Here is a 22631-nt window from a genome sequence, read left to right as displayed (position 1 = left end):
TGGACAGCGCCGCTACGTTGGGTATGGAATACGCGACACTCGGAAACTCCGGCGTCGAGGTCTCGGAAGTCGGATTCGGTGCCTGGGTCGTCGGCACGGACTGGTGGGGCGACCGCACTCGCGACGATGCTATCGACATGGTCCAGCACGCGCTCGAGGAGGACGTGACGTTCTTCGACACCGGCGACGTGTACGGCCACGGCGACAGCGAGGAGATCATCGGCGAGGCGCTGGCGGAACACCGCGACGAGGTCACCGTCTCGACGAAGATCGGCTACGACTTCTACAACAACCCCCAGGCCGGTCACGGCGAACTCCCGAAGAAGGTCACGCCCGAGTGGGTCCACACCGCCGTCGACCGCTCGCTCGACCGCCTCGGCATGGACCACGTCGAACTCCTGATGCTCCACAACGCCAACGTCGACGAGGTCGACGAGGACGTCCTGGAGGCGCTGGACGAACTCCGCGAGGAGGGGAAAGTCGAGGCCATCGGCTGGGCGCTCGGCCCCTCTATCGGCTGGCTCGCCGAGGGCGACGCCGCGGTCGCCAACGAGTTCGACGCGCTCCAGACCGTCTTCAACCTCTTCGAGCAGACCCCCGGCCAGCACTTCATCGACACTATCCGCGAGCAGAACGCCGACACGTCGGTACTCGCTCGTGTCCCGCACTCCTCGGGCCTGCTGAACGAGCAGGTGACCCCGGAGACGGAACTCGGCAAGGGCGACCACCGTTCCCACCGGCCGAGCGAGTGGTACGAAACCGGCTGGGAGAAGGTCGAGGAAATCCGGTTCCTAGAACGTGACGGAGCACGGACGATGGGCCAGGCGGCCATCCAGTGGCTCCTCTACAACGACGAGGTGGCGTCGGTCACCCCGACGTTCCGGACGAACGCCGACATCGACGAGTGGGCCGGCGCGCCCGATACGCCGCCGCTCAGCGACGAGGAGTACGACCGCGTGCAGGAGCTATACCGTGATAACTTCGGCATCGACCGCGACGACGGGATGGACGCCCTGCGCTCGTCGGTCGGCGGTGCGGACCTCGAAGAGACCGGGATGAAATCTGCCGGGGACTGACGGCGAGGCGTTGGAGCGCCGACGCACAGGCCACGGCAGACCAGGCAGGCGACTGATTTTCTCGCTGTCCACCGACTTTCGTACCGTCCAAACATGGCGGTTGGACGCTGACATCTCCAGTCGACAGTTTACCCCTGGAGAACATCGACAACCAGACAGCCGTCTGTCGGTTCCCAGCTGTTACCCCTCTGTTTCGACAGGAGATGTACCGCCGTCTTGCGGTTGGGGTGGCGAAGTTTCACATTCACCACGGTGCGTCTGACGGCCGCAAGACGCCGGACGGAAGCGGGTTCGAGGTGAAACGGAGGGGTTCGAGGCGCGGGAGCAGTCCACATGCCAGTCCGGGCGGACGCTGTTGCGGGTCTCGAAAACCGCCGGAGAAAAAGTCTGGAATCGTCGCGTCGGTAGTAGTCCTTAGGACTCGGGCTACTCGTTCAGCAGGCCGTCTTCTTCGACGCGCATGACGCCCTCGCCGTCCGGGAGGTTCGGCGCGTCGACGAGTTTGACGATGCGCTTGTTCCCCTTGGACTTCCGGAGGTACATCCGGAACGTGGAGGTGTGGCCGAGGATGTTGCCACCGATGGGCTGGGTCGGGTCGCCGAAGAAGGAGTCGGGGTTGGAGGCGACCTGATTCGTGACGACGACGGCGGTGTTGTTGAGGTCGCCGACGCGCATCAGGTCGTGGAGGTGCTTGTTGAGCTTCTGCTGCCGGTCGGCGAGTTCGCCACGGCCGACGTACTCGGCTCGGAAGTGGGCGGTCAGCGAGTCGACGGCGAGCAGGCGGACGGGGAACTCCTCGTCCTGACTCTCGCTGGCGATCTCCTGTGCCTTCTCGGCCAGGAGGATCTGGTGGTTGGAGTTGAACGCCTTCGCGACGTGGATCTTCTCCAGCACGGAGGCGACGAGGTCATCGAGCAGATCCTCGTCGGTCGGGTCTGCGTCGTCCTCCTCCTCGACGATGCCGTGGAGGACCAGCGTGTCTGCCAGTACCTCGTCGGCGAGGCCCTTGACCATCTGTTCGATACGCTCGGGTCGGAACGTGTCCTCGGAGTCGACGAAGATGGCGCTCCCTTCCAGCCCGCCGTGTTCGGCCGGCAGCTGGACGTTGACTGCGAGCTGGTGTGTTACCTGGGACTTGCCGGCCCCGAACTCGCCGTACACCTCGGTGATGGACTGGGTCTCGACGCCGCCGCCCAGCAGGTCGTCGACCTCGTCGACGCCCCAGGAGAGCTTCCCGATCTGCTCGCGGCGTTCGAGCACTGTTGAGCCGGTTTCGAAACCGCCGATATCAGCTGCTTCGCGGGCAGCCTGGATGATGTCTGCCGCCGACGATTCGCCGATGTCGGCCGTATTCGACAGTTCGCCGGGGGAGGCGACCGCAATCCCCTGATAGGAGTCGTAGCCGTTGTCTTCGAGTTTCTCTGCTGTCGCCGGACCGACACCCGGCAGTTCTTCGAGGTCCTCACTTGCGGACATGGACGTGCCTTGTGCGTCCGGGGGTATAAAGCCTCGTTAACACCAGAGTGAAAGTGAAAGTGTGGGACAGCGGCGTGATGGTTCGAGACGGAATCGGGAGTTTTAGATGCGAAGGGGAGTCGAAGTGCGGTGGAACAGATTCAGCCCAGACCCGTTCGACCGAGGTAGACGAGCAGGAGCAGCCCCACGAGAACGAGCCCCGTCAGCGCCGTCTCGGATAGCGGGACGTGGCCCTCTCCGAACGTGCCGACGAGCAGGAACGCAATGGCAACCGCACTGGGGATCGGTCTGGAACGGATCGACCGACCGAGCAGCCACAGCGACCACCGACGGCCGGTGAGCCGTGTGATAGATCGTGTGGCCAGCGAGCTGTTCGTTTCCGGTTTCTCGGCGGACTCGAACGCGTCGAGATCGGCGCGAGCGCCCGTCGCGATTTCGCCAGTGTGGCCGTCGCGGCTGGGCTTGACCGGCCGGACGTGGTCACCGATAGCGACGCCGCCGTCGATCATTTCACTCCCAGGGATGGTAGCCGGGGCGGTCCGGCCACAGCGGGTACCAGTACTCCTTGTCGTCCTCGACGGTGATTTCGTCGCTGAGGTTACTGTCCAGTTTGAACTCTGCGGAGGTATTGCGCTCGTGGCTGTCGTGGGGGTCCGGCGCGAACGGGTAGTATGCGCCCCGACGGAACGAGTACACCCAGTAGACAGTCTGGTTCTCCCGCGCGTCCTCGAACGAGAACAGCGCCGCGAGCAGGCGCGACCCGTAGCGGCGCTCGACGAGCGTGTCCGCGGCGAAGTGGATCGACGTGAGCAGGTCCTCGAAGTCGTTGTCGTGCAGCACGACCCACTGGTAGCCGTGGTCGTCCGTCTCGAAGGTCGCCCGCGTCCCCGTCTCGACCATCCCGGCGTCGAGGATAGATTCGACCTCGTCGATGGCGTCCTGGAAGTCCGTGCTGTCGACGTCGGCGAAACACAGTGCCGCCTCGCCGGTCGGCTCGTACCCCAGGTCGGCCTCCATCGTGACGTAGGCGGTGCTCATCCCGAACAGGTCGTCGGGGTCGGCGTCGCGTGTCGCGTCTGCCTCGGCTTTCACCCCGAGGACGCTCTTGAGTCCGTCGAGCAATCCCATATGTGTGCCTCTATGGGCCGGAGCCCAAGGTGGTTTGCGTCTCTCGACTAGTCGGTGAATCGGATTGTGTGAATTAGACTTTTAACAGCCAGAAAGCCCCGGCTGTCTGAACTTGGGGGCCTCGCTGCGCGCTTCCTCGCTCCTTGCAGTCGCTCGTGTAGTGCTTGCGTCGTCCGCCTTCGTTCAGACAGCCGCCCCTTTCAGTCCCACCCAACATGGCTTGTCCAACCGACTACGGGTGGGACTGAAAGGGGCCGTGCTCTTGGCGAACCCCGGCGTAGCAAGCACCTACTGGAGCGCAGCAAGCCGTGGGAGCCGAGAGCACGGGGGCTTTCTGGCTCTGTATAGCGGTAACTACGAGGATCCATACTACCTCATAGACGATCACCACCGAATCAAATAAGAAACAGACGTTACCGACCTTCGAGTTCGCGTTCGAGGTCCTGCAGGCGGTCAATGCGCTTCTCCGTCGACGGGTGGGTACTGGCCAGGCGGCCGATCCACCCGACGTTAATCGGGATGATGAAGAAGGCGTTCATCTCCGCCTGGTCGCGCATATCGTCCTTCGGAACCTTGTCCATCTGGCCGTCGATTTTCATCAGCGCGTTCGCGAGGGCAGCGGGCTTGCCGGTAATCATCGCGCCGCCGCGGTCGGCGGCGTACTCGCGGTAGCGGCTGAGAGTCCGGATCAGGAGGAACGAGATGATCCAGACGACCAGCGAGATGAGGATGGCGACGATGACCGGCACCTGTTGGCCGCCGCGCTCTCGACCGCCGCTGAACAGCCAGCCCCAGCGGACGATGAGGAAGGCAATCGTCGAGAGGAACGACGCGATGGTCATCACCATCACGTCGCGGTTCTTGATGTGGGCCAGCTCGTGGGCCAGTACGCCCTCCAGTTCGTCCTGCTCCAGCGTGTCCATGATGCCCGTCGTCACGCAGACGGCCGAACTGTCTTTCGACCGGCCGGTGGCGAAGGCGTTGGGCACCCGAGAATCGGCGACGGCGACCTTCGGCTTCGGGAGGTCGGCCTGCTGAGCCAGGCGGTCGACAGTCCGGTGGAGTTCGGGGTACTCTTCCGGTTCGACCGTCCGGGCTCCCATCGAGTACAGGGCGAGCTTGTCGCTGAAGAAGAACTGCGCACCGAGGAACAGTCCCATGACGACCACGATGAGCGCGAGGTTCTCGAAAGCCACAACGAGCACTCCGAGGAAGACGATGTACAGCGCGAACAGCAGGAACATCGTCAGGGCCATCCGGCCGCGGAGCCCCCAGTCTGTTTGCCACTCCATGCCCCCCGATAGACGGTCGACACTCTAAAACCTCGCTATCGTGGGAAAGCGCCACACGGCGGGTGGTGCCTCGACAGGCGGAACACACGGCTTAAACAGTTCAGTACAGTAAGCCCGGTAATGAGCCGGTCGGGAGAGTTCTGTCCACGCTGCGGTGACGAGATACCGGAGGGCACCGACGAGCGCCCGGAGCTTTCGGGTGCTGGCGGCCAGCGCAACTCCGAGCACGTCCTCTGTGACGCCTGCTACTTCGAGGAGTTCGACCTGGTGGATGCCCCCGACACCATCCAAGTGCGGGTCTGTTCGCGATGTGGTGCGGTCCACAAGGGGAACCGCTGGGTCGACATCGGTGCGGAGGACTACACCGACATCGCCGTCGAGCAGGTCAGCGAGGCGCTCGGCATCCACGTCGACGCCCAGTCGGTCGCCTGGCAGGTCGCCCCCGAGCAACTCGACAAGAACAACATCCGGATGCACGCGGAGTTCTCCGGCGTCATCCGCGGGACGCCGGTCACCGAGGAGGTCACCGTCCCCGTCCGCATCTCCCGGCAGACGTGCAAGCGCTGCGGGAAGATCGCCGGCGGGTCCTTCGCCAGCATCGTTCAGGTGCGGGCCGACGGGCGCGACCCGACCGACGACGAGCGCGAGCGCGCCGAGGAGATCGCAGAAGAGTACATCGCCGCCCGCGAGGAGACCGGCGATCGCAACGCCTTCATCACCGAGACGAAGTCCGTCGACGACGGGCTGGACATGAAAATCTCGACCAATCAGATGGGACTGGGCATCGCCAAGCGCATCACCGCCCAGCTTGGGGGTTCGTACTCCGACTCGCGGCGTCTCATCTCCGAGGACGAGGACGGACAGGAACTGTACCGGATGACCTACGCCGTCCGGCTGCCCCGCTACCGACAGGGCGAGGTCATCGACCCGGAGGACGGCGACGGGCCGGTGCTGGTCCGCTCGGTCCAGGGGAACCTCAAAGGGGTTCGCCTGGCGACCGGCGAGGACTACGAGGCCAGTTTCGAGGCCGGCGAAGCACCCGACGCCCGCCGGCTGGGCTTCCGTGAAGACAGCCAGCAGACGACCTTGGTCGCTGTCGAGGACGACAACGCTGTTCAGGTGCTCGACCCCGAAACGTTCGAGAGCAAGACCGTCCCGCGGCCGGACTACCTCGACACCGATACCGACGAAGTGCCGGTGCTGAAGAGCCACGCGGGGTTGCACATTCTCCCATCTGAGGGGGACGACACGGATGCCGATGAGTGACGACGGTGCCGGCCGCGAGCCGGGCGAGACGGACGGCCAGCGCCTTGCTGCCGTCGTCGCCAAACCTCGCTCGCAGGTCGCTATCGAGTCCCTGCGAGCCGAAGGCGTCTACGATGACACCAGAAGCGTCACCGAGTGGACCGCAGACAGCGTCGCGGTTCCGGTGACCGCCCCGCCACAGGAGACGCAGTTCCGGGAGGTCGTCCGGCAGGTCGGCGAGCGCCGGCTCAAGACCCTCGACGACCACCTCCGGGAGCGCGGCTGGACCGACGAGGAAATCGATGCCGCTCCGAGTTCTTGGGCCGTGCTGGGCTCCGTCGTGCTGGTCGACATCGGCAACAGCCCCAGACCGGCGGAGGTCGGCGAGGCGCTGCTGGCGCTCCACGGCGAGGCCGAGACGGTGCTGGCCCGCCACGGCATCTCCGGCGAGCACCGCGAACCCAGCGTCGAGGTCATCGCCGGCGACGGCGACACCGAGACGGTCCACACCGAACACGGCACGCGCTACGCGATGGACCTTGCCGAGGTGATGTTCTCGCCCGGGAACAAAGCCGAGCGGGCGCGGATGGGCGATACCGTTTCCGCCGAGGAACGCGTCCTCGACATGTTCGCCGGCATCGGCTACTTTACCCTCCCGATGGCCCGTGCCGGTGCGCACGTCACCGCCGTCGAACGCAACCCTACCGCGTTTCGCTTCCTCGTCGAGAACGTCATGCTCAACGACGTGGACGAGCGCGTTCACCCGTATCGGGCCGACTGTCGAGACGTTGTCCCGGGCTTCGCTGAGGAGGCGCGCGCCGACCGGGTAGTGATGGGATACTACGAGGCCTCCGCGCCGCGCGCGGAGGACAGTCGGGCTCCGCCCGACGCTTCCCACGAGTACCTCGATAGCGCGCTCGACGCGCTCGCGCCCGGCGGCGTCCTCCACATGCACGAGGCGACGCCGGACACGCTCGTGTTCGACCGCCCCATCGAGCGCCTGGAGGCGGCCGTCGCCGAGGCCGACCGGGATGTCGAGATTCTGGACACTCGGCGAGTCAAGGAGTACAGCGAGGGCGTCGCCCACGTTGTCGTCGACGCCCGGATCCAGTAGGACGGGTTTACGCAAGCAACCAAGGTTAGAGAACGAATAACGCCCCAGAACAGACGGTCGTAACGCATAACTAGGCCAGTAATCAAGAACACGGCATGGACAGACAGCAGATACTCGCAATTATTCTGGTCATTCTGATGGTCGGTTCGTCGTTCGTCTACGGCGCGAGCTTCCTCTTTTAGTCCCACACGTCCGAAAGCGGGTGACTTCCGTTCCCGGACCGCGACCGAGAGCGGTCGTGCCGGCGTTTGGTCCCCGAACTGAGCGCCGAAAGCGCCTGGTCCGGCGCGAACCGCGGCAAATCGGGCTGTGAGAGGCGGTCGACCTGGGCGCGAAACCAGTCCGGCATATCGTGCTCGGCGCGCTCAAACAGGTCCAGCAGCGACGAGTCCGCGAGGTAGGTCGCCCCGTAGTCGTCGGGTGCACGAACGACGCGACCACAGGCCTGGATGACCGTCCGCAGTGCCGTCCGGTAGTACCAGCCCCACTGGTCGTCTTCGAGCCGCCGGGCGACGCGAGAGTCGCGGGTGTTTGGATAGGGAGCCTTGCACAGCACTTGCCAGCGACAGAGGTCGCCCTCAAGGTCCAGCGCCTCCTCCATCTTCACCGAGAGGAACACGTCGGGGTTGTCGCTGCGCTTCCAGGCGGACAGCGCCCCATCGCGTCCCTCTTTATCGTGAGTCCGGACGCGTGCGCCGACGCCGAAGTCGTCGAGGAGGTCCTTCAGTTGCTCCTGAATAGCGTAGGAATGGCAGTGGATCAGTCCCTTCTCGTCCGTGTGCTGTGCCATGATGCGAACGACGGTCCGGGCGATGTCGGGCAGCGTGTCGTCGCGGTGCTCGTAGGTCATCTTCCCCTGGGCCACGTCGTACAGCGGCCGGTTCTCGACGGGGAAGGTGTGGCCGACCTCCACGAGCGCGACATTGTTGGGGTCGAGGCCGACGTTGGCACAGAACGCCTCCTTGTTGAGGATGGTCGCCGACAGCAGGGCGAAGCGGTTGCCGCGGTCCCAGACGGTGTGTTTGAGGTACCGCTCGGGGTTCATCGGCTTGATTGTCACCGGCGCGTGCTCGCCGTCGGCCTGGTCGACGACCCAGGTGGTCGCGCTCTCGGTGTCGGTGTAGTCCTCGCGGAACCACCCCAGGTCCTGACGGAGCGTGTTCAACGAGTCCCGCTCAGCGACTTCCTCACCGGTCAGTTCCGTCTTGTTCCGCAGTTCCTTGACGCGGCGCTCGGCGAGGTGCTCGACGCGTTCGGTGAAGGCGACGGCCTCGTCCAGCCCGTCGATGTCCGGCACGTCGATGTCGTTCCACATCGGGATGGACTGCGGCGAGAGGTCGATGGTGGCGTACATCTCAGCCCACTCGCCCAAACCGTGGGCCTCGTCGATGACGACCACGTCGCGCTTGCCGAACACGTCGCTGCCGGCGGTCTGCATGAAGTACGCGAGTGTCATCGCGGCGATGCGCCGGTTCGAGGCGATGGCGCGGTCGGAGAAGTACGGACAGCGGTGCTTGACCTGGCAATCGAACTTCCGTTCGCGCACGCACGGGGCCTGGTTCACCGGTGTGTCCGTCTCGCCGGGGAGGATGCAGTCGTAGTTGTTTTTCCCACGGATGACACAGAGGTCCTCGAGCAGGGCGTCCTCGGCCACGTCGTCCAGTTGCGAGACCTGCGGCGTGGTGTAGTAGGCGTCGATGACCTGCTCGGCGGCGGCCTCGCCGGCGGTCCGGGCACACCCGGCGATGGCCCGAGCGAGCAGCGATTTGCCGCTACCGGTCGGGGCGCGAACGAGGACCACGTCCTTGCCGCGCTCGAAGGCCGCACGGATGTCAGCCAGGGCCTGCTTCTGGTTGCCCCGGTAGGACGGGGCCGGGAACTCGTCGGTAATCCGCGCGGGGTACACGCGAGAAGGCAACGGACGAGGCGGCCTAAACCTTTCCTGTCGTCGGATGAGCGTCGGCGGCTAGCCGAGATGACGGGTGTGAGTCGTGTTCACAGACACACGGTCGTGGCACTGGTACTCTCGGAAGTCTTATACATATACCCCCTGTACGTATATTTGCAATGGCAAACGGTAAGGTTGATTTCTTCAACGACACAGGCGGTTACGGTTTCATCTCGACTGAGGACGCGGACGATGACGTTTTCTTCCACATGGAAGACGTTGGCGGCCCTGACCTCGAAGAAGGCGAGGAGATCGAATTCGACATCGAACAGGCCGACAAGGGCCCCCGCGCGACGAACGTCGTCCGCAACTAAGGCAGATTTCCGGTCGCCTTCGGGCGACCACATCTGACACTTGTTCTTATCTGAAGTCACTCGACGAGCAGCGCGTACAGCACGGCACAGAGCCCTGCGACGGTCACAAGACCCCTGACGAGCAACACAATGCCAGCCCCAGCGCCCGCCCAGACAGCGATGGTGACGGTGGCGTAGACGCCGGCGGTCAGCGACCCGATTCCGACGGCGAGCCACCGCATCTTCGGCGCGTCGTTACGCCGATAGCCCCGGTAGGCCAGCGACGCGACGAACAGTCCGACGACGGCCGTCAGGGCTCGCGAGAGTTCCGCGACGGCGTCCGGCGCGAGCAGGTCGAAGGGGACCGTCACGACGACTCACCCCCGTAGACGGTCCACAGGATCGTTCCGAGCCCGAGCAGTTCGCAGGCACTCACGAGGAGCGAGCGCCGGACGACGCCGACGCCGGTGGCCGTGGGGAGCGCGATGCGGAGGATCTCCGGTACAGTCGTGAGCAGGAGAAGCCCGACGGCGAGCGTCAGCATGCCCGTCCGGCCCGGCCCGCGACGATAGCCGCGGACGAGGACGACGGCGATGGCGGCCGAGAGCAAGATGGAGAGTATCGACAGCGCGACGACGGCCAGCGCAGTTTCCGGATCGGTTCCACCCGTGCGTATCTGCAGTAGCGTCGCGAACATCTCAGGACAGCCCCTCGAACAGGTCGGTGAATCGATCCGCCGGGTCCGACGAGGACCGCGTGACAGCCACGTCGTACGACCCGTCGGCGAACGTGACGGTCACTTCGTCGACGGTCGCGACGTAGCGCTTGTAGTGGTGTCCGTCGGGGTCGACGGCCTGCCGTTCGGCGACGAGGTCGGCGGCTTCCAGTCGGTCGAGGCGGCGGTACGCCGTCGGGTCGGACATCTCGCAGGCCGTACAGAGTTCGGAGACGGACATCGGTCCGGTGGTGAGTTCGGCGATGATGGCCCGCGCGTACTCGTCTTCGAGCAGCGCGAGCAGTTCGTCGTCGCCGACCGCGTCCATGTTCGCTTCCAGCGAGCGAGACGCAATAAAAACGGTCCACTGGCTTCCGAATCAGAAGCAGTGCCCGCGGTGATACGTCGGTCCCGGCCGGTCGTCCGGACATGCCACCCAAGTCACCGGAGCAAAGAGACAGCCGGACGACCCCGAGCGTCGTCGAGCGGACTGTCTCTCGCCTCGTCTGGCCGATCTGGAACAGCGCGGACGGCAGGCTCAGAGCGCCGCTTCGGGCGGTTCTCCCGGCGGTGCTGTCGTTTCTCGCCCTCGCGGCGCTACAGAGCGTCGTTCGGGCCCGATTCACGCACCCCATCCGAGAACCGCTCGAAGCGGCCGGGATCGGGGTGGTCCTCGTCGCCACGGTGTTCGTCAGCGCGCGGGTCCTCGACCGCCGACCCGTCGGCGAGTACGGCCTGTCGCTCGACCGTCACTGGTGGCGGTCGTTCGCCGTCGGCGGCGCGATAGCGACCGTCATCAATGCCGGCGCGCTCGCCGTCGCAGTCGGCGCGGGCTGGGCCACTGTCGTCGGCGTCGCGGAGGGAGCCGGCGATCTCCCGTTTCTGCCGGCGATGGCCGTCGTCTTCAGCTACGTCGCCCTCGCGTCGGCGTGGGAGGAGATCGTCTTCCGTGGGGCGATGCTGAAGAACCTCGCCGAAGGGGCCGACGGGCCCGTCCCGCGGTGGGCCGCGGTCGGCGTGGCGGTGCTCGCGAGTTCGCTCGTCTTCGCCTTCCTGCACGGCGGGAAGGTCGACCACCCGAGCCAGTACGGCTATTACCTGCTCGCCGGACTGGTCCTGAGCGGCGCGTACGTCCTCACCGGCGACCTCGCCCTCCCGATCGGCTTTCACGCCTGGTACAACTTCACCCAGAGCGCGGTGTTCGGTCTCGGCCACTCACAACGGACGCCCGAACTGATCGCAGTCGATATCGTCGGCCCCGCGCGCTGGATGGGCGAAGAAGGGATCGTCTACTCGCTCTTCGTGGTCGTCGGCGGCCTCCTGCTACTGGCGTTTCTCCGCTGGCGCGACGGCCGTCTTGGAATCGACGAGCGCGTGACGCGGTGGACGCCCGGATTCGAACGGGAGACGTGACGACTTAAAGGGCGGCCACGTCCGCCGCCGTCACCTCGCGGTCGTCGGGAAGCTGGTCGATGCAGTCGTAACAGAGGAAGTGTTCGGTGTCGTCGCCGAGTTCGAGGACGATTCCCTCGGTCGGTCTGGACTCCTGCGACCAGATGTTGGCGATGCCGCCGGCTATCGAAACGTTCGTATCGCACCCGTCGCAGGCTCTAGAGGCCATTAGCGAGTTTTTATGCGCTGTATACACTTCAAGGTAGCTGGCCCCTTCGCACAGTTCAGTGCAGTTAACTCTCGACATACTTTTGTCGTCCGATGGGCACCGTCCAGATAATGCAAATACTGGTCACAGGGGGTGCCGGGTTCATCGGCGGCCACCTGGCACAGCGGTTCGCCGCCGACAGCCACGACGTGGTCGTATTGGACAACCGCGACCCGTTCTACGATCTGGATATCAAGCAACACAACATCGAAGCTGGACAGGCGGCCGCCCGGAACAGCGACGGCAGCTACGAGTTCATCGAGGGCGACGTGCGTGACGCGGAGCTAGTGACGGACCTCGTCGCCGACGCCGATTACGTCTACCACCAGGCCGCCCAGGCCGGCGTCCGCCCGAGCGTCAAGAACCCCCGAAAATACGACGAGGTCAACGTCGACGGCACGCTGAACCTCCTCGACGCCTGCCGCGACGAGGGCATCGAGCGGTTCGTGATGGCCTCCTCCTCCTCCGTTTATGGCAAGCCAGAGTACCTGCCCTACGACGAGCAACATCCCACGACCCCCGTCTCGCCCTACGGCGCGTCGAAGCTCGCCGCCGAGCGCTACGCCTGCGCCTACAGCGAGGTGTACGACCTGCCCGCCGTCGCGTTGCGATATTTCACCGTCTACGGCCCGCGGATGCGCCCGAACATGGCCATCTCGAATTTCGTCTCCCGGTGTCACAACGGCGAGCCGCCGGTCATCTACGGCGACGGCACGCAGACGCGCGATTTCACCTACATCGAGGACGTCATCGACGCGAACATGACGCTGTTGCACGAGGACGCCGCCGACGGCCAGGCAATCAACATTGGGTCGACGGACAACATCGAAATCAAGACGCTCGCGACGGAGATCCGCGACCAGATCGACCCGGACCTCGATTTGGTCTACGAGGAACGCCACGACGCCGACGCCGAGCACACCCACGCCGCGACCGACCGCGCCGAGGAACTGCTCGGCTACGACCCGGACCACACCATCCGGGAGGGCGTCGCGAAGTTCATCGACTGGTACCGCGACAACCGCGACTGGTACGAGCCGCTCGTTCGACAGTCCTGACGGGCGACACGAACAGGCCACGGTTTTAACCGCGTCCCGTCCTGCAGGAAGGGTATGCACGTCCTCGTGACCGGTGCAACGGGGTTCGTCGGGGGCCACCTCGCCCCGGCGCTCCTCGCGGCCGGCCACAGCGTCCGCGCGCTCGTTCGCGACCCGAGCGAGTACGCCCCGCCCGACGGCGTCGACGTGGCGACAGGCGACCTGCTCGACGCGGGCAGTTTCGATGCCGCCCTCGCCGGAATCGACGTCGCGTACTACCTCGTCCATTCGATGCGTGCCGGGACCGACTACGCCGAGCGGGACCGGCGCGCGGCGCGGAACTTCCGTCGGGCGGCCGACGCGGCCGGCGTCGACCGAGTCGTCTACCTCGGCGGCCTCGGCGAGGACGACGAGACGCTGTCCGAGCACCTCCGGTCGCGCCGCGAAGTCGAGTTCCTCCTCAAGGAGGGCGAGTACGACCTGACGACGTTCCGGGCGGCCATCATCATCGGCGCGGGCTCAGCGAGCTTTCGGATGATACGCGAACTGACGACGCGGCTACCAGTGCTGGTGACGCCGCGTTGGGTCCGGACCGACTGCCACCCAATCGCTATCGACGACGTCATCGCGTACCTGGTCGACGTGCTCGACACGCCGGAGACGGCCGGCGAGACCTACGAGATTGGCGGCCCGGAGGTGTTGACCTACGCGGAGATACTGCGGCGGACAGGGCGAATCATGGGCACGGGCGAGCCGAAAATCGTGCCGATACCGGTGCTGACGCCGAAGCTGTCTGCGTACTGGGTCGGTCTACTGACCGACGTGCCATCGAGCGTCGCCCGGCCGCTCATCCACGGGCTGAAGACGCCAGTGGTCGCGGACACCGAGGCCGCTCAGGCACAGTTCACGGTCGACCTGACGCCGTTCGCAGACGCGGTCTGGCTGGCCCTCAGCGAGCCGCGGAGTCGCGAAACGGCGCAGGCGGCCGCGGCCACGGGTGGTGCAGGCAGATGAGCGGCGACAGCGCCCGCCCGGAGTACGGCGAGACGTGGGTGTACGAGAGCATCATCGGCGCGCTGCCGGGGATTCGGCTACCGACGTGGGCAGCGATGGCGATACAGCTCCTCATCTTCGAGGTCGCCATCGTCGCTCTGTCGTGGTACTACGAGGTCTGGAGCGCCGCAATCGCCGGAACGGTCGTCGTGTTCGTCGCCACCATCGGGAGCGCCGAGATGCTCCGTATCAGCACGCTCATCCGCCGTATCGACGTGCCGCCGACCTACCGCGCGCTGCTGTTCGCCTCGAACGTCGAGGTCGTGTTGTCCGTCCTCGCGTACGTCGCCCTGCTCACCCACCTGTTCGTCTTCGACCCGCAGGTCAGCTCGACGCCACTTCTGGGCCAGCTGTTCGGGTCGGAGCCGCCGGTACTGGTGGTGTATCTGACCCTACTCATCCTCTGGGACGTGAGCTACCGTATCGGTACGGGCTGGTGGGCCAGCGTCACCGGGCTCTGGCGGTCGGCACGCTACCGGTTCGACCCCGAGACGGCACGGGTGTTCATCCGTGCGGATCTGGAGATATGGGGCTTTGGGGTTCTCCAGCTCGTGCTCGTTCCGTTCGTGCTCGACCAGCCGGTACTGCTCGCGGCGCTGGTCGGCCATGTGATAGCCGTCACAGTCGTGACGGCCGCCTCTGTCGGGCTATTGCGCTACCGGTCGAGAACGGCCGCCGTCAGTCAGAGTTGATCTGCTTGAACTGGTCGAGCAGCTCTTCTGTCGACTCGTCACCGTCGTAGTCGACACTCCCGTGGTACGTGCTCCGGTCGTCGTCTTCCGACAGGTCGACCTCGCTGTTCTTGCGTTCACGGCGTTCGTGTTCGTCGTCGTCGTACGCTCCCATCGACATAGGTAACCACAGTGAAACTTGGCTGGTAGTGACTATCAATGTAACGGTGGTCCCAGAAACCGTACCACACGACCTACAGAGGGGTCGAACAGTCCGAATCGGGGTGTCTCGATAGGGCGGAACGCCCAAGACCACTGACCGTCTACACGCACCCGTGGCTGGTCCCTTACGTCTGCGACGGTCGAACGAGCGATGGAGCGAGAAGCGGGTCCGGACAGACCTGCTGACGCCGCTGCAGAACACCTTCGGTGCGACGATGAACGGTCCGTGGTTCGCCCCGCCGGAGGGGTGGGCCGCGCGCCGACTAGAGATGGACAACGGCGACCTCGCGCTGTTTTGCTGGAACGGCCAGCGCGCGTACTGGGTCGGGAACACCGAGACCCCGGAGACGCTGTGGCGAACGGAGAAGTACACGTTCGACGAGGTGCCCGACGAGATTAGCGAGTGGGTCCAGCGGGAGCTGTTCGCCCAGTTAGAGGTGGAGGACCCGTGGCTCACCGAGTACGAGACGCTGGCGCACTTCTTCCTGCCCGTGTTTCTCTCGAAGGACGGCCGGGAGTCGACACGGACGTTCTTCCGGGACCACGCCGGCGGCTTCCCGGACGCCGACCGGGCGGACGGGCTGGCGTTTTACGACGACTTCCTCGCGACCGGCGAACTCGACGACTACCGCTACACGATGGCGAGCAAACTCGGGACCAGCGAGGGTTTTGACCTCTCGCGGATGCGAGCGACGATGGGCGAGTTCAACGTCGCCAAACTGCTCGTCGACGCGGGCAACGACATCAGACCCGAGGTCGAACTGAACTCGGGCCACTCCGTCGATTTCCGGGTCGAGGACACGCTCGTGGAGGTCACCCGCCCACGGCCGCCGTCCCGACGACAGGTCAACACCGGTATCGCCGCGGTCAAAGCGTCCGGTGACGCCAAGACCCGCGACCAGCTAGCGGCCCACCCCGGAGCCGTCCTCGTCGTCGACTGCAGTTCCTTCCCGGACGACGACTGGCGGCGGGTCTACGGCGAACAGCCCGATGTCGGCTACTCGCCGACCATCGTCTTCCGCGCCCGACCGGACGGCAGCATGGAAGGGTACGCCTACGGCTCGGTTCCGTTCCCGCTCCCGTTTTAATGCAGGTGCGCCGCGTTATCTTCCCCGAAATTCGGGGCGTAACATATAACGCGCCGGACGGGCAACACTGAGAGAGATAGCCGTGGTGGACGACACAGAGCAACCGGGGACCAGCGGCGCGGGACAGTCGGTTTCCGAGGTAATGGACCGGCTCGAATCGCTCCGGTCCGAGGAAGAAGAACGTTCCGAGAGCGCTACCGCCGGCGTGCTACTGGACCAGTTGCAGGAGGTCGAACAGCGGCTACTTGCCTTCGGCGAGGCGCTGGGCGGCACCGCCGACACCGTGACGGACCTCCCGTTTACCGAGGAAGCCGGGCTGGACCACATGCCCGAGCCGCTGTACGTCCGCCACGACACCGAGATGCTGAACCAGGTCACGTCCTGGCTGCTTCAGGACCAGCACATCGGGTTAGTGAGTCCCTACGGCACCGGAAAGACGGCCTTCCGGGAAATCGTCCTCCGTGACCTCTCGAAACACGAGGGTTTTGTCATCACGCATCTGGACAACCCACGCGAGACGACGCCGCGAAAACTGTACCAGACGGTTCTGACGGCCGCCTACGCCGCGGGCTACTCCATCGACCAGCGAAACTACTCGCAGGTCCGCGACGGGATTCCGTGGGCGACCGCCGAAGCGAAAGACGCTGTCCACGAAATCGTCCGTCGCGTGCGCGAGGACGACAAGACGCTACTGCTGGTCGTCGACGAGATCGAGGTGCTGGAGGCGGACCTGCTGTCGCCGCTGCAGGTGGCCGGCGACGCCGGCGTCCGCCTGTTCCTCACCGGGACGCCGGAGGGGAAGCGCCGCGTCGCGGAGATCCGGGGAACGCTCGACTCACGGCTTCGCTACTACGAGGGCATCGACCCGTTCTCGCCGGACGACGTGGCCGAGTACGCCGCCCGCTCGCTTTCGTACTTCCGGGGCGAACCCTACGAGGGGCAGGCCCCGGACCTGTTCACACGGGCCGCAATCGAGGACATCCACGAGCGGACCGAGGGCAACCCCCGTGAGGTCCGTATCGAGTGTCGCGAACTGTTCACCAGGGCGGCGTTCGTCTGGTACCGAACCGGGCAGGACATCTCCCGCATCCAGATCACCCCCGAACTGCGCCACCGTCGGTTCGGAATGGGCCGCTGAGCGGCCCTGAATGGGTATATAAACCACCCACGTTATTCGGTATCACACCGTCGAGTGTGGCGTGTAATAGGGCGATACACCAACGCCCACCGTAGCATTTATATAGAATCACATTCAATCATCGTTTGACTATGGCTCAACAGCAGATGGGCAACCAGCCCATGATTGTACTTTCCGAGGAGTCCCAGCGGACATCTGGAAAGGACGCGCAGTCGATGAACATCACGGCCGGGACGGCCGTCGCCGAGGCCGTTCGGACGACACTGGGTCCGAAGGGCATGGACAAGATGCTCGTCGACAACTCGGGCTCGGTCGTCGTCACGAACGACGGCGTCACCATCCTCGACGAGATGGACATCGAGCACCCCGCCGCCAACATGATTGTCGAGGTCGCCCAGACCCAGGAAGACGAAGTGGGCGACGGCACGACCACGGCGGTCGTCATGGCCGGCGAACTCCTCTCGAAGGCTGAGGAACTCCTCGACCAGGACATCCACGCCAGCATCCTGGCTCAGGGATACCGCCAGGCCGCAGAGAAGGCCAAGGAGATTCTCGAGGACAACGCCATCGACGTCGACGCCGACGACACGGAGACCCTCGAAAAGGTCGCCGCGACGGCGATGACCGGCAAGGGCGCGGAGTCCTCCAAGGACATCCTCGCCGAACTCGTCGTTCGCGCCGCACAGTCCGTCGTCGACGACGACGGCAGCGTCGACACCGACAACATCCAGATCGAAACCGTCGTCGGCGGCGCAACCGACGAGTCCGAACTCGTCGAAGGCGTCATCGTCGACAAGGAGCGCGTCCACGACAACATGCCGTTCGCCGTCGAGGACGCCGACGTTGCCCTGCTGGACACGGCCATCGAGGTTCCGGAAACGGAACTCGACACCGAAGTCAACGTCACCGACCCCGACCAGCTCCAGCAGTTCCTCGACCAGGAAGAGGAACAGCTCAAGGAGATGGTCGATCAGCTCAAAGAAGCCGGTGCTGACGTCGTCTTCTGCCAGAAGGGCATCGACGACATGGCCCAGCACTACCTCGCTCAGGAAGGTATCCTGGCCGTGCGCCGCGCCAAGAAGTCCGACATCGAGGCCCTCTCGCGCTCGACCGGCGCGCGCATCATCTCGAACATCGACGACATCGAAGCCGACGATCTCGGCTTCGCTGGCTCCGTCGCCCAGAAGGACATCGCTGGCGACGAGCGCATCTTCGTCGAGGACGTCGAGGACGCCCGCGCTGTCACGATGATCCTCCGCGGCGGCACCGAACACGTCGTCGACGAAGTCGAGCGCGCCATCGAGGACTCGCTCGGCGTCGTCGCCGCTACGCTGGAGGACGGCAAGGTCCTGCCCGGCGGCGGTGCCCCCGAGACCCAGCTCGCCCTCGGTCTCCGAGACCACGCCGACTCCGTCGGCGGCCGCGAGCAGCTCGCCGTTGAGGCCTTCGCCGACGCCATCGACGTCATCCCGCGCACTCTCGCGGAGAACGCCGGTCTCGACCCGATCGACTCGCTGGTCGACCTCCGCAGCAAGCACGACGGTGGCGCAGTCACCTCCGGGCTTGACGCGTACACCGGTGAGGTCGTCGACATGGAAGAGGACGGCGTCGTCGAGCCGCTCCGTGTCAAGACCCAGGCCGTCGAAAGCGCAACCGAAGCAGCCGTCATGATCCTCCGCATCGACGACGTCATCGCTGCTGGCGACCTCAAGGGTGGCCAGGGCGACGACGACGAGGACGAAGGCGGACCCGGCGGCCCAGGCGGCGCGCCCGGCGGAATGGGCGGCGGCATGGGCGGCATGGGCGGCGGTATGGGCGGCATGATGTAAGCCACCTTTTTGCGCAGGGGCCTCGGGCGCTTCGCGCCCTCAACCCCCGCGCAAAAACGTGGGCGAAAAAGGCGGAATCGCCGCGATGCGGCGATTCCGAGAACCGCGGCCTTCGGCCGCGGATGCCTGCCTCGCCCGTCGATCTCGCAAAGAATCGTTGCGGTTCTACATTTTCTGTCTTTAGTCTGAGTGAGTGACGACGCTGTTTCGATTATCGAAGATATCGGACAGTACACACTTCGCAAGCAGACGCCACGGTCAAACCAGCGCGCCCCCTTAACACGGTATGGACCTGACAGGGACCGAACGGCGGCTGCTGTGGACCGGAACGGCGCTAGCAGGTGTGCTCCATCTGCTCGTTCCCGGCACGTTGCTGTCGCTAGCGCGGCTGGGCTATCGCTGGGTGCTGGCAGTGGAGTTCAGACCACAGGAACGGTCCCGTCGCCGGGTCAGGCTGCTCGGCGTCGCATTTCTCGCAACGGCGGCGGTTCTCAAGCGGGTATTCGGCTAAAAAGTTCGGTTACTGCACGGTGGACTCGACGTAGTCGACGGCGTCGGCGGGCGTCTCGACGTGTTCGATGGCGTCGCAGCCAGCCGCGCTGTCGAGGCGGTGGGTTCCCAGGCCGGCGACGGGCCGCCCCATGTCGAGCGCGTGGCCGAGTTCCGAGAGCGTCCCGGTGCCGCCGTCGACGGCGATGACGGCCGCGCCGTTCAGCACGACGAGGACGTTCCGGGCGTTGCCCAGCCCCGTCGCAATGGCTGTCTGGACGTAGTCGTTCGCGGCGGCACGGCGCTCGCCCGGCAAAATACCGATAGTGTGGCCGCCGGCCTCGCTCGCACCGCGACAGACGGCTTCCATCACACCCGTGAGGCCGCCACAGACGACATCGTGGCCGTGCTCACCGAGCTGTTTCCCGATCTCGCGTGCCTGTTGGTACTGTTCGTCGGTAACTGTCGAGCCGCCGATGACCGAGACGCGCATGGCTGGTCGTTCAGCGGGAGACTAGAAAAACCGTCCCGGATTACAGTTGGTCGAGCCAGTCTTGCGCGCGGGACTCGTTGGTCTCGGTGATGTCGGCCAGTTCGGCCGCGTCGTACTCGGCCAGGTCCGCAACCGTCTCGATGCCGGCGTCGTGCAGCCGTTCGGCGTAGGTCGGGCCGATACCGGAGACGCTATCGACGTCGGCGGGTTCGTCGGCCGCATCGGCGTCGTCCTCGGTGGCATCGACGTCGGCCGCATCGGCGTCGTCTTCAGTGGCATCGACATCGACATCGTCGGCCGCGTCCACGTCGATGTCGGTGAGTTCCGACTGGTCCACTGTGTCGTCTTCAGCCGCTTCAGGGGACTCGACCTCGATATCGACTTCATCGGTTCCCTTGCTGCGCTCGGAGTACCACTCGGCGACCTCGGGCCAGAGGTCGGCGTGGGTCGACGACGAGACGGAGAGGCCGATGTGGCCCGTCGAGAACTCGATGGTTCGGGTGTCGTCGCTGGCGATGACGTCGTTGAACGGCTTGGAGGCCTCCGGCGGGATGAGGTGGTCGTACTCACCCATGAGCTGGAGGACAGGCATGTCGATGTTGTCCAGATCGACGTGCTTGCCGTCGAGTTCTAGTTCGTTCTTGTAGAGTTTGTTGTCCTGGTACACGTCTTCGAGGAACTGAACGTAGGCCTCGCCGGCCACGTCGATGCCGTCACCGAGCCACTGCTCCATCCGGCCGAAGTTCTCGACGAAGCCCTCGTTCTCCATGTTCTCCGCAAACCGGATGTACTTCGTGACGTAGTTCTCGACGGGATCCATCAGCGCGAAGCCGATGTCGAGCATGTCCGAGGGGACGTTGCCGAACGTATCGACGACGTCCCGCGGGGAATAGTACTCCTCGGAGCCCCACTCTTCGAGGACGCCGCCGGTGTGGTCGAAACAGAGCCCGGCGGCCATCAGGCCCAGGGTGTTGACCTTCTCCTTGTGGAGGGCGGTGTACATCACCGACATCGTGCCGCCCATACAGTAGCCGAGGATGTTGATGGCGTCCTGGCCGGAGCGCTCGCGGACCACGTCGACGCAGTTGTCCATGTAGCGGTTGACGTAGTCATCGAGCGTGAGGTGCTGGTCGAGCCGCGACGGCTCGTTCCAGTCGATGAGGTACACGTCGTGGCCCGCCTCGAGCAGGCGTCGGACGACCGACCGCTCCTCCTGCAGGTCGAGGATGTACGGCCGATTGATGAGGGCGTAGACGATGAGGATCGGAACGTCTTCCTTCTCCTCTTCGGGCACCTCGATACCGGCGGCTTCGGCGTCGTAGTGGAGGAGTTCGAGCTTGTTCTCCTCGTAGACGACGTCGCTTGGCGTCTGGCCGACTTCGACGGACTCCATCAGCTCCAGTCGCTCGTCGGCGATCTGACTGGTCTCGGCGGCGTCGGTCATGTTCTCCAGCGTCTTGCGCTGCCAGTTGAGCGCGGCCTCGAACGGATTGAACGGGTTACTGGACATGAGTTACTCTTCCATGTGTTCGAGAATGCGGTCGAGCTTCTGTTCGACCGCGTGCTGGCGGCGCTCAAGCTCGACGAGCCGCTCAGCAACTTCGTCGACATCGTTGCGCGTTGGGAAACCCATTTGCTCCAGAGCGTCCTGACTCAGGTCGTCCGCTTCCTGTTGCATCTCCATCATCGACTCGACGAGCTGGCCGTTGGCGGCCGCGAAGGCCGAGGTGCCCATGACGTGTTTGAACGCTTCGTTGGCGGACTGCAGCCAGATATCACGGAATTCGGCGGGGTCGACGTCCTCGCCCTGTGCGGCGTCGGTCGAGCGCTCGACCATCTGCTCGGCGGCGTCGATCCACTCCTCGTAGGCGCGGTTGTAGCCGTCCATCCCGTCAGCAAGGTCCTCTTCTTTGGGAATCGTGTCCTCGACGGCGTCGGCCCACGACTCCACGAAGGCCGCCTGGGCCTTCATGTTCTGCTCCATCGAGTCAGCGACCGCGCTGTTCATCTCCTCAACCATCTCCGTCCATTCCTCCTGAATGTCGTTTGTATTACTCATAATAGTACCTCGGCGGCGGGCGCACAAAAAAACCGACTGTCGTATTTACGCTTCGACGTCGACAGCGTCGGCGGCTTCGGCCTGCACTTCCTCGACCTGCTCCTGAATCTCCTCGACCTGCTCCTGCACTTCTTCGAGTTGCTCGCCGAACTGCTCGGCGGCCTCGACAGACTGCGCTTCGAGTTCCTCGTGGGCCTCGACGAGCATATCGACCTGATCGTTGACGGCGGTGACGTACTCGTCGGTCATCTCGTCGTAGGTGTCAGCGCCCTCTGTGAGCTCCGTTTCCATGTTGTCGAAGACCTCGGCGTGGTTCTCGAGCAGGAAGTCGAACTGCTCGTCGACGGTCTCGCGGATCTGTTCGACGGTTTCGGTCATGCCGGGCATCGTCGACGCCATCGCGTCGAGGTAGCTGTGGAACGCGGTCTGCTGAAGCTCGACGCCGCGGCGCTGTGCCGACTCCTGCGTGTCGAGGCTGTCGATGACCGCGCTGTTGACGTTCTTCTGGAAGGAAACGCTCTGTTCGAGCGCCTTCTGGCTCTGCTCGATCGTGGTACGCTGCATCTCGAACGCTGTCGTGACGGGGGTTGTGTAGTCTACCATTG

General features: G+C 65.0%; 26 protein-coding genes. 12 read left to right on the top strand and 14 right to left on the bottom strand.

The window, feature by feature from the left end; genetic code table 11:
• Positions 1-23 precede the first annotated feature (23 nt).
• A complete protein-coding gene (locus tag VI340_RS15780) occupies positions 24-1076 on the top strand; it encodes an aldo/keto reductase (RefSeq protein ID WP_008306927.1) in 1053 nt (350 codons plus the stop codon).
• Positions 1077-1502: 426 nt separating this feature from the next.
• On the opposite strand, the gene radA is transcribed toward VI340_RS15780, so the two are convergent.
• The 4 genes from radA to htpX form a co-directional block, all read right to left on the bottom strand.
• Entirely contained in the window at positions 1503-2552 is a 1050-nt protein-coding gene (radA, locus tag VI340_RS15775) for a DNA repair and recombination protein RadA (RefSeq protein WP_008306928.1), read from the bottom strand.
• 140 nt (positions 2553-2692) lie between these two features.
• Positions 2693-3061 (bottom strand): hypothetical protein, encoded by a 369-nt coding sequence (locus VI340_RS15770; RefSeq protein ID WP_336358707.1) that lies wholly within the window; start codon positions 3059-3061, stop codon positions 2693-2695.
• A 1-nt stretch (position 3062) separates the two neighbouring features.
• Positions 3063-3680 carry a PspA-associated protein PspAB gene (pspAB, locus tag VI340_RS15765; RefSeq protein ID WP_336358706.1) on the bottom strand — a complete coding sequence of 206 codons (618 nt, stop codon included), beginning with the start codon at positions 3678-3680 and terminating at the stop codon, positions 3063-3065.
• Between the two features lie 413 nt (positions 3681-4093).
• Positions 4094-4972: a zinc metalloprotease HtpX gene (htpX, locus tag VI340_RS15760; RefSeq protein ID WP_336358705.1), complete on the bottom strand. Its 879-nt coding sequence runs from the start codon at positions 4970-4972 to the stop codon at positions 4094-4096.
• Positions 4973-5092: 120 nt separating this feature from the next.
• On the opposite strand from htpX, the gene VI340_RS15755 reads away from it, so the two are divergent.
• Positions 5093-6238: a 60S ribosomal export protein NMD3 gene (locus VI340_RS15755; RefSeq protein ID WP_336358704.1), complete on the top strand. Its 1146-nt coding sequence runs from the start codon at positions 5093-5095 to the stop codon at positions 6236-6238.
• Positions 6231-7331: a class I SAM-dependent methyltransferase gene (locus tag VI340_RS15750; RefSeq protein ID WP_336358703.1), complete on the top strand. Its 1101-nt coding sequence runs from the start codon at positions 6231-6233 to the stop codon at positions 7329-7331. The genes VI340_RS15755 and VI340_RS15750 overlap by 8 nt, the downstream gene beginning before the upstream one ends.
• A gap of 178 nt (positions 7332-7509) precedes the next feature.
• Here VI340_RS15750 and VI340_RS15745 read toward each other — a convergent pair whose 3' ends face one another.
• Complete coding sequence (locus VI340_RS15745; RefSeq protein WP_336329597.1) at positions 7510-9237, bottom strand: ATP-dependent DNA helicase; 1728 nt, start codon at positions 9235-9237, stop codon at positions 7510-7512.
• Between the two features lie 161 nt (positions 9238-9398).
• Between VI340_RS15745 and VI340_RS15740 the strand changes: the two genes are divergently transcribed.
• Positions 9399-9593, top strand: a complete 195-nt coding sequence (locus tag VI340_RS15740) for a cold-shock protein (RefSeq protein ID WP_004516469.1) — start codon at positions 9399-9401, stop codon at positions 9591-9593.
• Positions 9594-9649: 56 nt separating this feature from the next.
• Here the strand turns inward: VI340_RS15740 and VI340_RS15735 are convergent, their stop codons facing one another.
• Genes VI340_RS15735 through VI340_RS15725 form a run of 3 tightly spaced genes read right to left on the bottom strand, consistent with a single transcriptional unit; the run spans position 9650 to position 10615 of the window.
• Entirely contained in the window at positions 9650-9943 is a 294-nt protein-coding gene (locus tag VI340_RS15735; protein ID WP_336358702.1) for a DUF7521 family protein, read from the bottom strand.
• A complete protein-coding gene (locus VI340_RS15730) occupies positions 9940-10269 on the bottom strand; it encodes a hypothetical protein (RefSeq protein ID WP_336358701.1) in 330 nt (109 codons plus the stop codon). The genes VI340_RS15735 and VI340_RS15730 overlap by 4 nt, the downstream gene beginning before the upstream one ends.
• A gap of 1 nt (position 10270) precedes the next feature.
• Positions 10271-10615, bottom strand: coding sequence for an ArsR/SmtB family transcription factor (locus VI340_RS15725; RefSeq protein ID WP_008306947.1), 345 nt, complete (start codon positions 10613-10615; stop codon positions 10271-10273).
• A 101-nt stretch (positions 10616-10716) separates the two neighbouring features.
• Between VI340_RS15725 and VI340_RS15720 the strand changes: the two genes are divergently transcribed.
• Positions 10717-11700: a CPBP family intramembrane glutamic endopeptidase gene (locus VI340_RS15720; protein ID WP_336358700.1), complete on the top strand. Its 984-nt coding sequence runs from the start codon at positions 10717-10719 to the stop codon at positions 11698-11700.
• 4 nt (positions 11701-11704) lie between these two features.
• Here VI340_RS15720 and VI340_RS15715 read toward each other — a convergent pair whose 3' ends face one another.
• On the bottom strand, positions 11705-11908 hold the full coding sequence (locus VI340_RS15715) for a DUF7561 family protein (RefSeq protein ID WP_008306949.1): 204 nt from the start codon (positions 11906-11908) through the stop codon (positions 11705-11707).
• A 110-nt stretch (positions 11909-12018) separates the two neighbouring features.
• Here VI340_RS15715 and VI340_RS15710 point away from each other — a divergent pair, with 110 nt between their 5' ends.
• The 3 genes from VI340_RS15710 to VI340_RS15700 are packed head-to-tail and all read left to right on the top strand — an operon-like array spanning position 12019 to position 14729.
• Positions 12019-13005, top strand: a complete 987-nt coding sequence (locus VI340_RS15710) for an SDR family oxidoreductase (RefSeq protein ID WP_008306950.1) — start codon at positions 12019-12021, stop codon at positions 13003-13005.
• 54 nt (positions 13006-13059) lie between these two features.
• Positions 13060-13998 (top strand): NAD(P)H-binding protein, encoded by a 939-nt coding sequence (locus VI340_RS15705; protein WP_008306951.1) that lies wholly within the window; start codon positions 13060-13062, stop codon positions 13996-13998.
• On the top strand, positions 13995-14729 hold the full coding sequence (locus VI340_RS15700) for a DUF7530 family protein (protein ID WP_008306953.1): 735 nt from the start codon (positions 13995-13997) through the stop codon (positions 14727-14729). The genes VI340_RS15705 and VI340_RS15700 overlap by 4 nt, the downstream gene beginning before the upstream one ends.
• Here the strand turns inward: VI340_RS15700 and VI340_RS15695 are convergent.
• Positions 14716-14889, bottom strand: coding sequence for a DUF5786 family protein (locus VI340_RS15695; RefSeq protein WP_004516474.1), 174 nt, complete (start codon positions 14887-14889; stop codon positions 14716-14718). The two genes, VI340_RS15700 and VI340_RS15695, sit on opposite strands and share 14 nt — an antisense overlap.
• 154 nt (positions 14890-15043) lie before the next feature.
• Here VI340_RS15695 and VI340_RS15690 point away from each other — a divergent pair, with 154 nt between their 5' ends.
• The 4 genes from VI340_RS15690 (at position 15044) to VI340_RS15675 (ending at position 19496) form a co-directional block, all read left to right on the top strand.
• Positions 15044-16018, top strand: coding sequence for a DUF5784 family protein (locus VI340_RS15690; RefSeq protein WP_336358699.1), 975 nt, complete (start codon positions 15044-15046; stop codon positions 16016-16018).
• Positions 16019-16160: 142 nt separating this feature from the next.
• Positions 16161-17156, top strand: a complete 996-nt coding sequence (locus tag VI340_RS15685) for an ATP-binding protein (RefSeq protein WP_336358735.1) — start codon at positions 16161-16163, stop codon at positions 17154-17156.
• A 146-nt stretch (positions 17157-17302) separates the two neighbouring features.
• Positions 17303-18985 (top strand): thermosome subunit alpha, encoded by a 1683-nt coding sequence (gene thsA / locus VI340_RS15680; protein WP_008306969.1) that lies wholly within the window; start codon positions 17303-17305, stop codon positions 18983-18985.
• A 286-nt stretch (positions 18986-19271) separates the two neighbouring features.
• On the top strand, positions 19272-19496 hold the full coding sequence (locus tag VI340_RS15675) for a hypothetical protein (protein WP_008306970.1): 225 nt from the start codon (positions 19272-19274) through the stop codon (positions 19494-19496).
• Between the two features lie 9 nt (positions 19497-19505).
• Here VI340_RS15675 and VI340_RS15670 read toward each other — a convergent pair whose 3' ends face one another.
• The 4 genes from VI340_RS15670 to VI340_RS15655 are packed head-to-tail and all read right to left on the bottom strand — an operon-like array spanning position 19506 to position 22629.
• On the bottom strand, positions 19506-19967 hold the full coding sequence (locus tag VI340_RS15670) for a TIGR00725 family protein (RefSeq protein WP_336358698.1): 462 nt from the start codon (positions 19965-19967) through the stop codon (positions 19506-19508).
• Positions 19968-20007: 40 nt separating this feature from the next.
• Positions 20008-21477 (bottom strand): poly(3-hydroxyalkanoate) polymerase subunit PhaC, encoded by a 1470-nt coding sequence (gene phaC, locus VI340_RS15665; RefSeq protein ID WP_336358697.1) that lies wholly within the window; start codon positions 21475-21477, stop codon positions 20008-20010.
• Positions 21478-21480: 3 nt separating this feature from the next.
• Positions 21481-22026 carry a poly(R)-hydroxyalkanoic acid synthase subunit PhaE gene (locus VI340_RS15660; RefSeq protein WP_049942747.1) on the bottom strand — a complete coding sequence of 182 codons (546 nt, stop codon included), beginning with the start codon at positions 22024-22026 and terminating at the stop codon, positions 21481-21483.
• 45 nt (positions 22027-22071) lie between these two features.
• Positions 22072-22629, bottom strand: a complete 558-nt coding sequence (locus VI340_RS15655) for a hypothetical protein (protein WP_008306975.1) — start codon at positions 22627-22629, stop codon at positions 22072-22074.
• Positions 22630-22631: the final 2 nt, after the last annotated feature.

Source organism: Haloarcula sp. CGMCC 1.6347 (assembly GCF_037078395.1).
Lineage (GTDB): Archaea > Halobacteriota > Halobacteria > Halobacteriales > Haloarculaceae > Haloarcula > Haloarcula amylolytica.
This window is presented reverse-complemented; position numbering and strand designations above follow the sequence as displayed.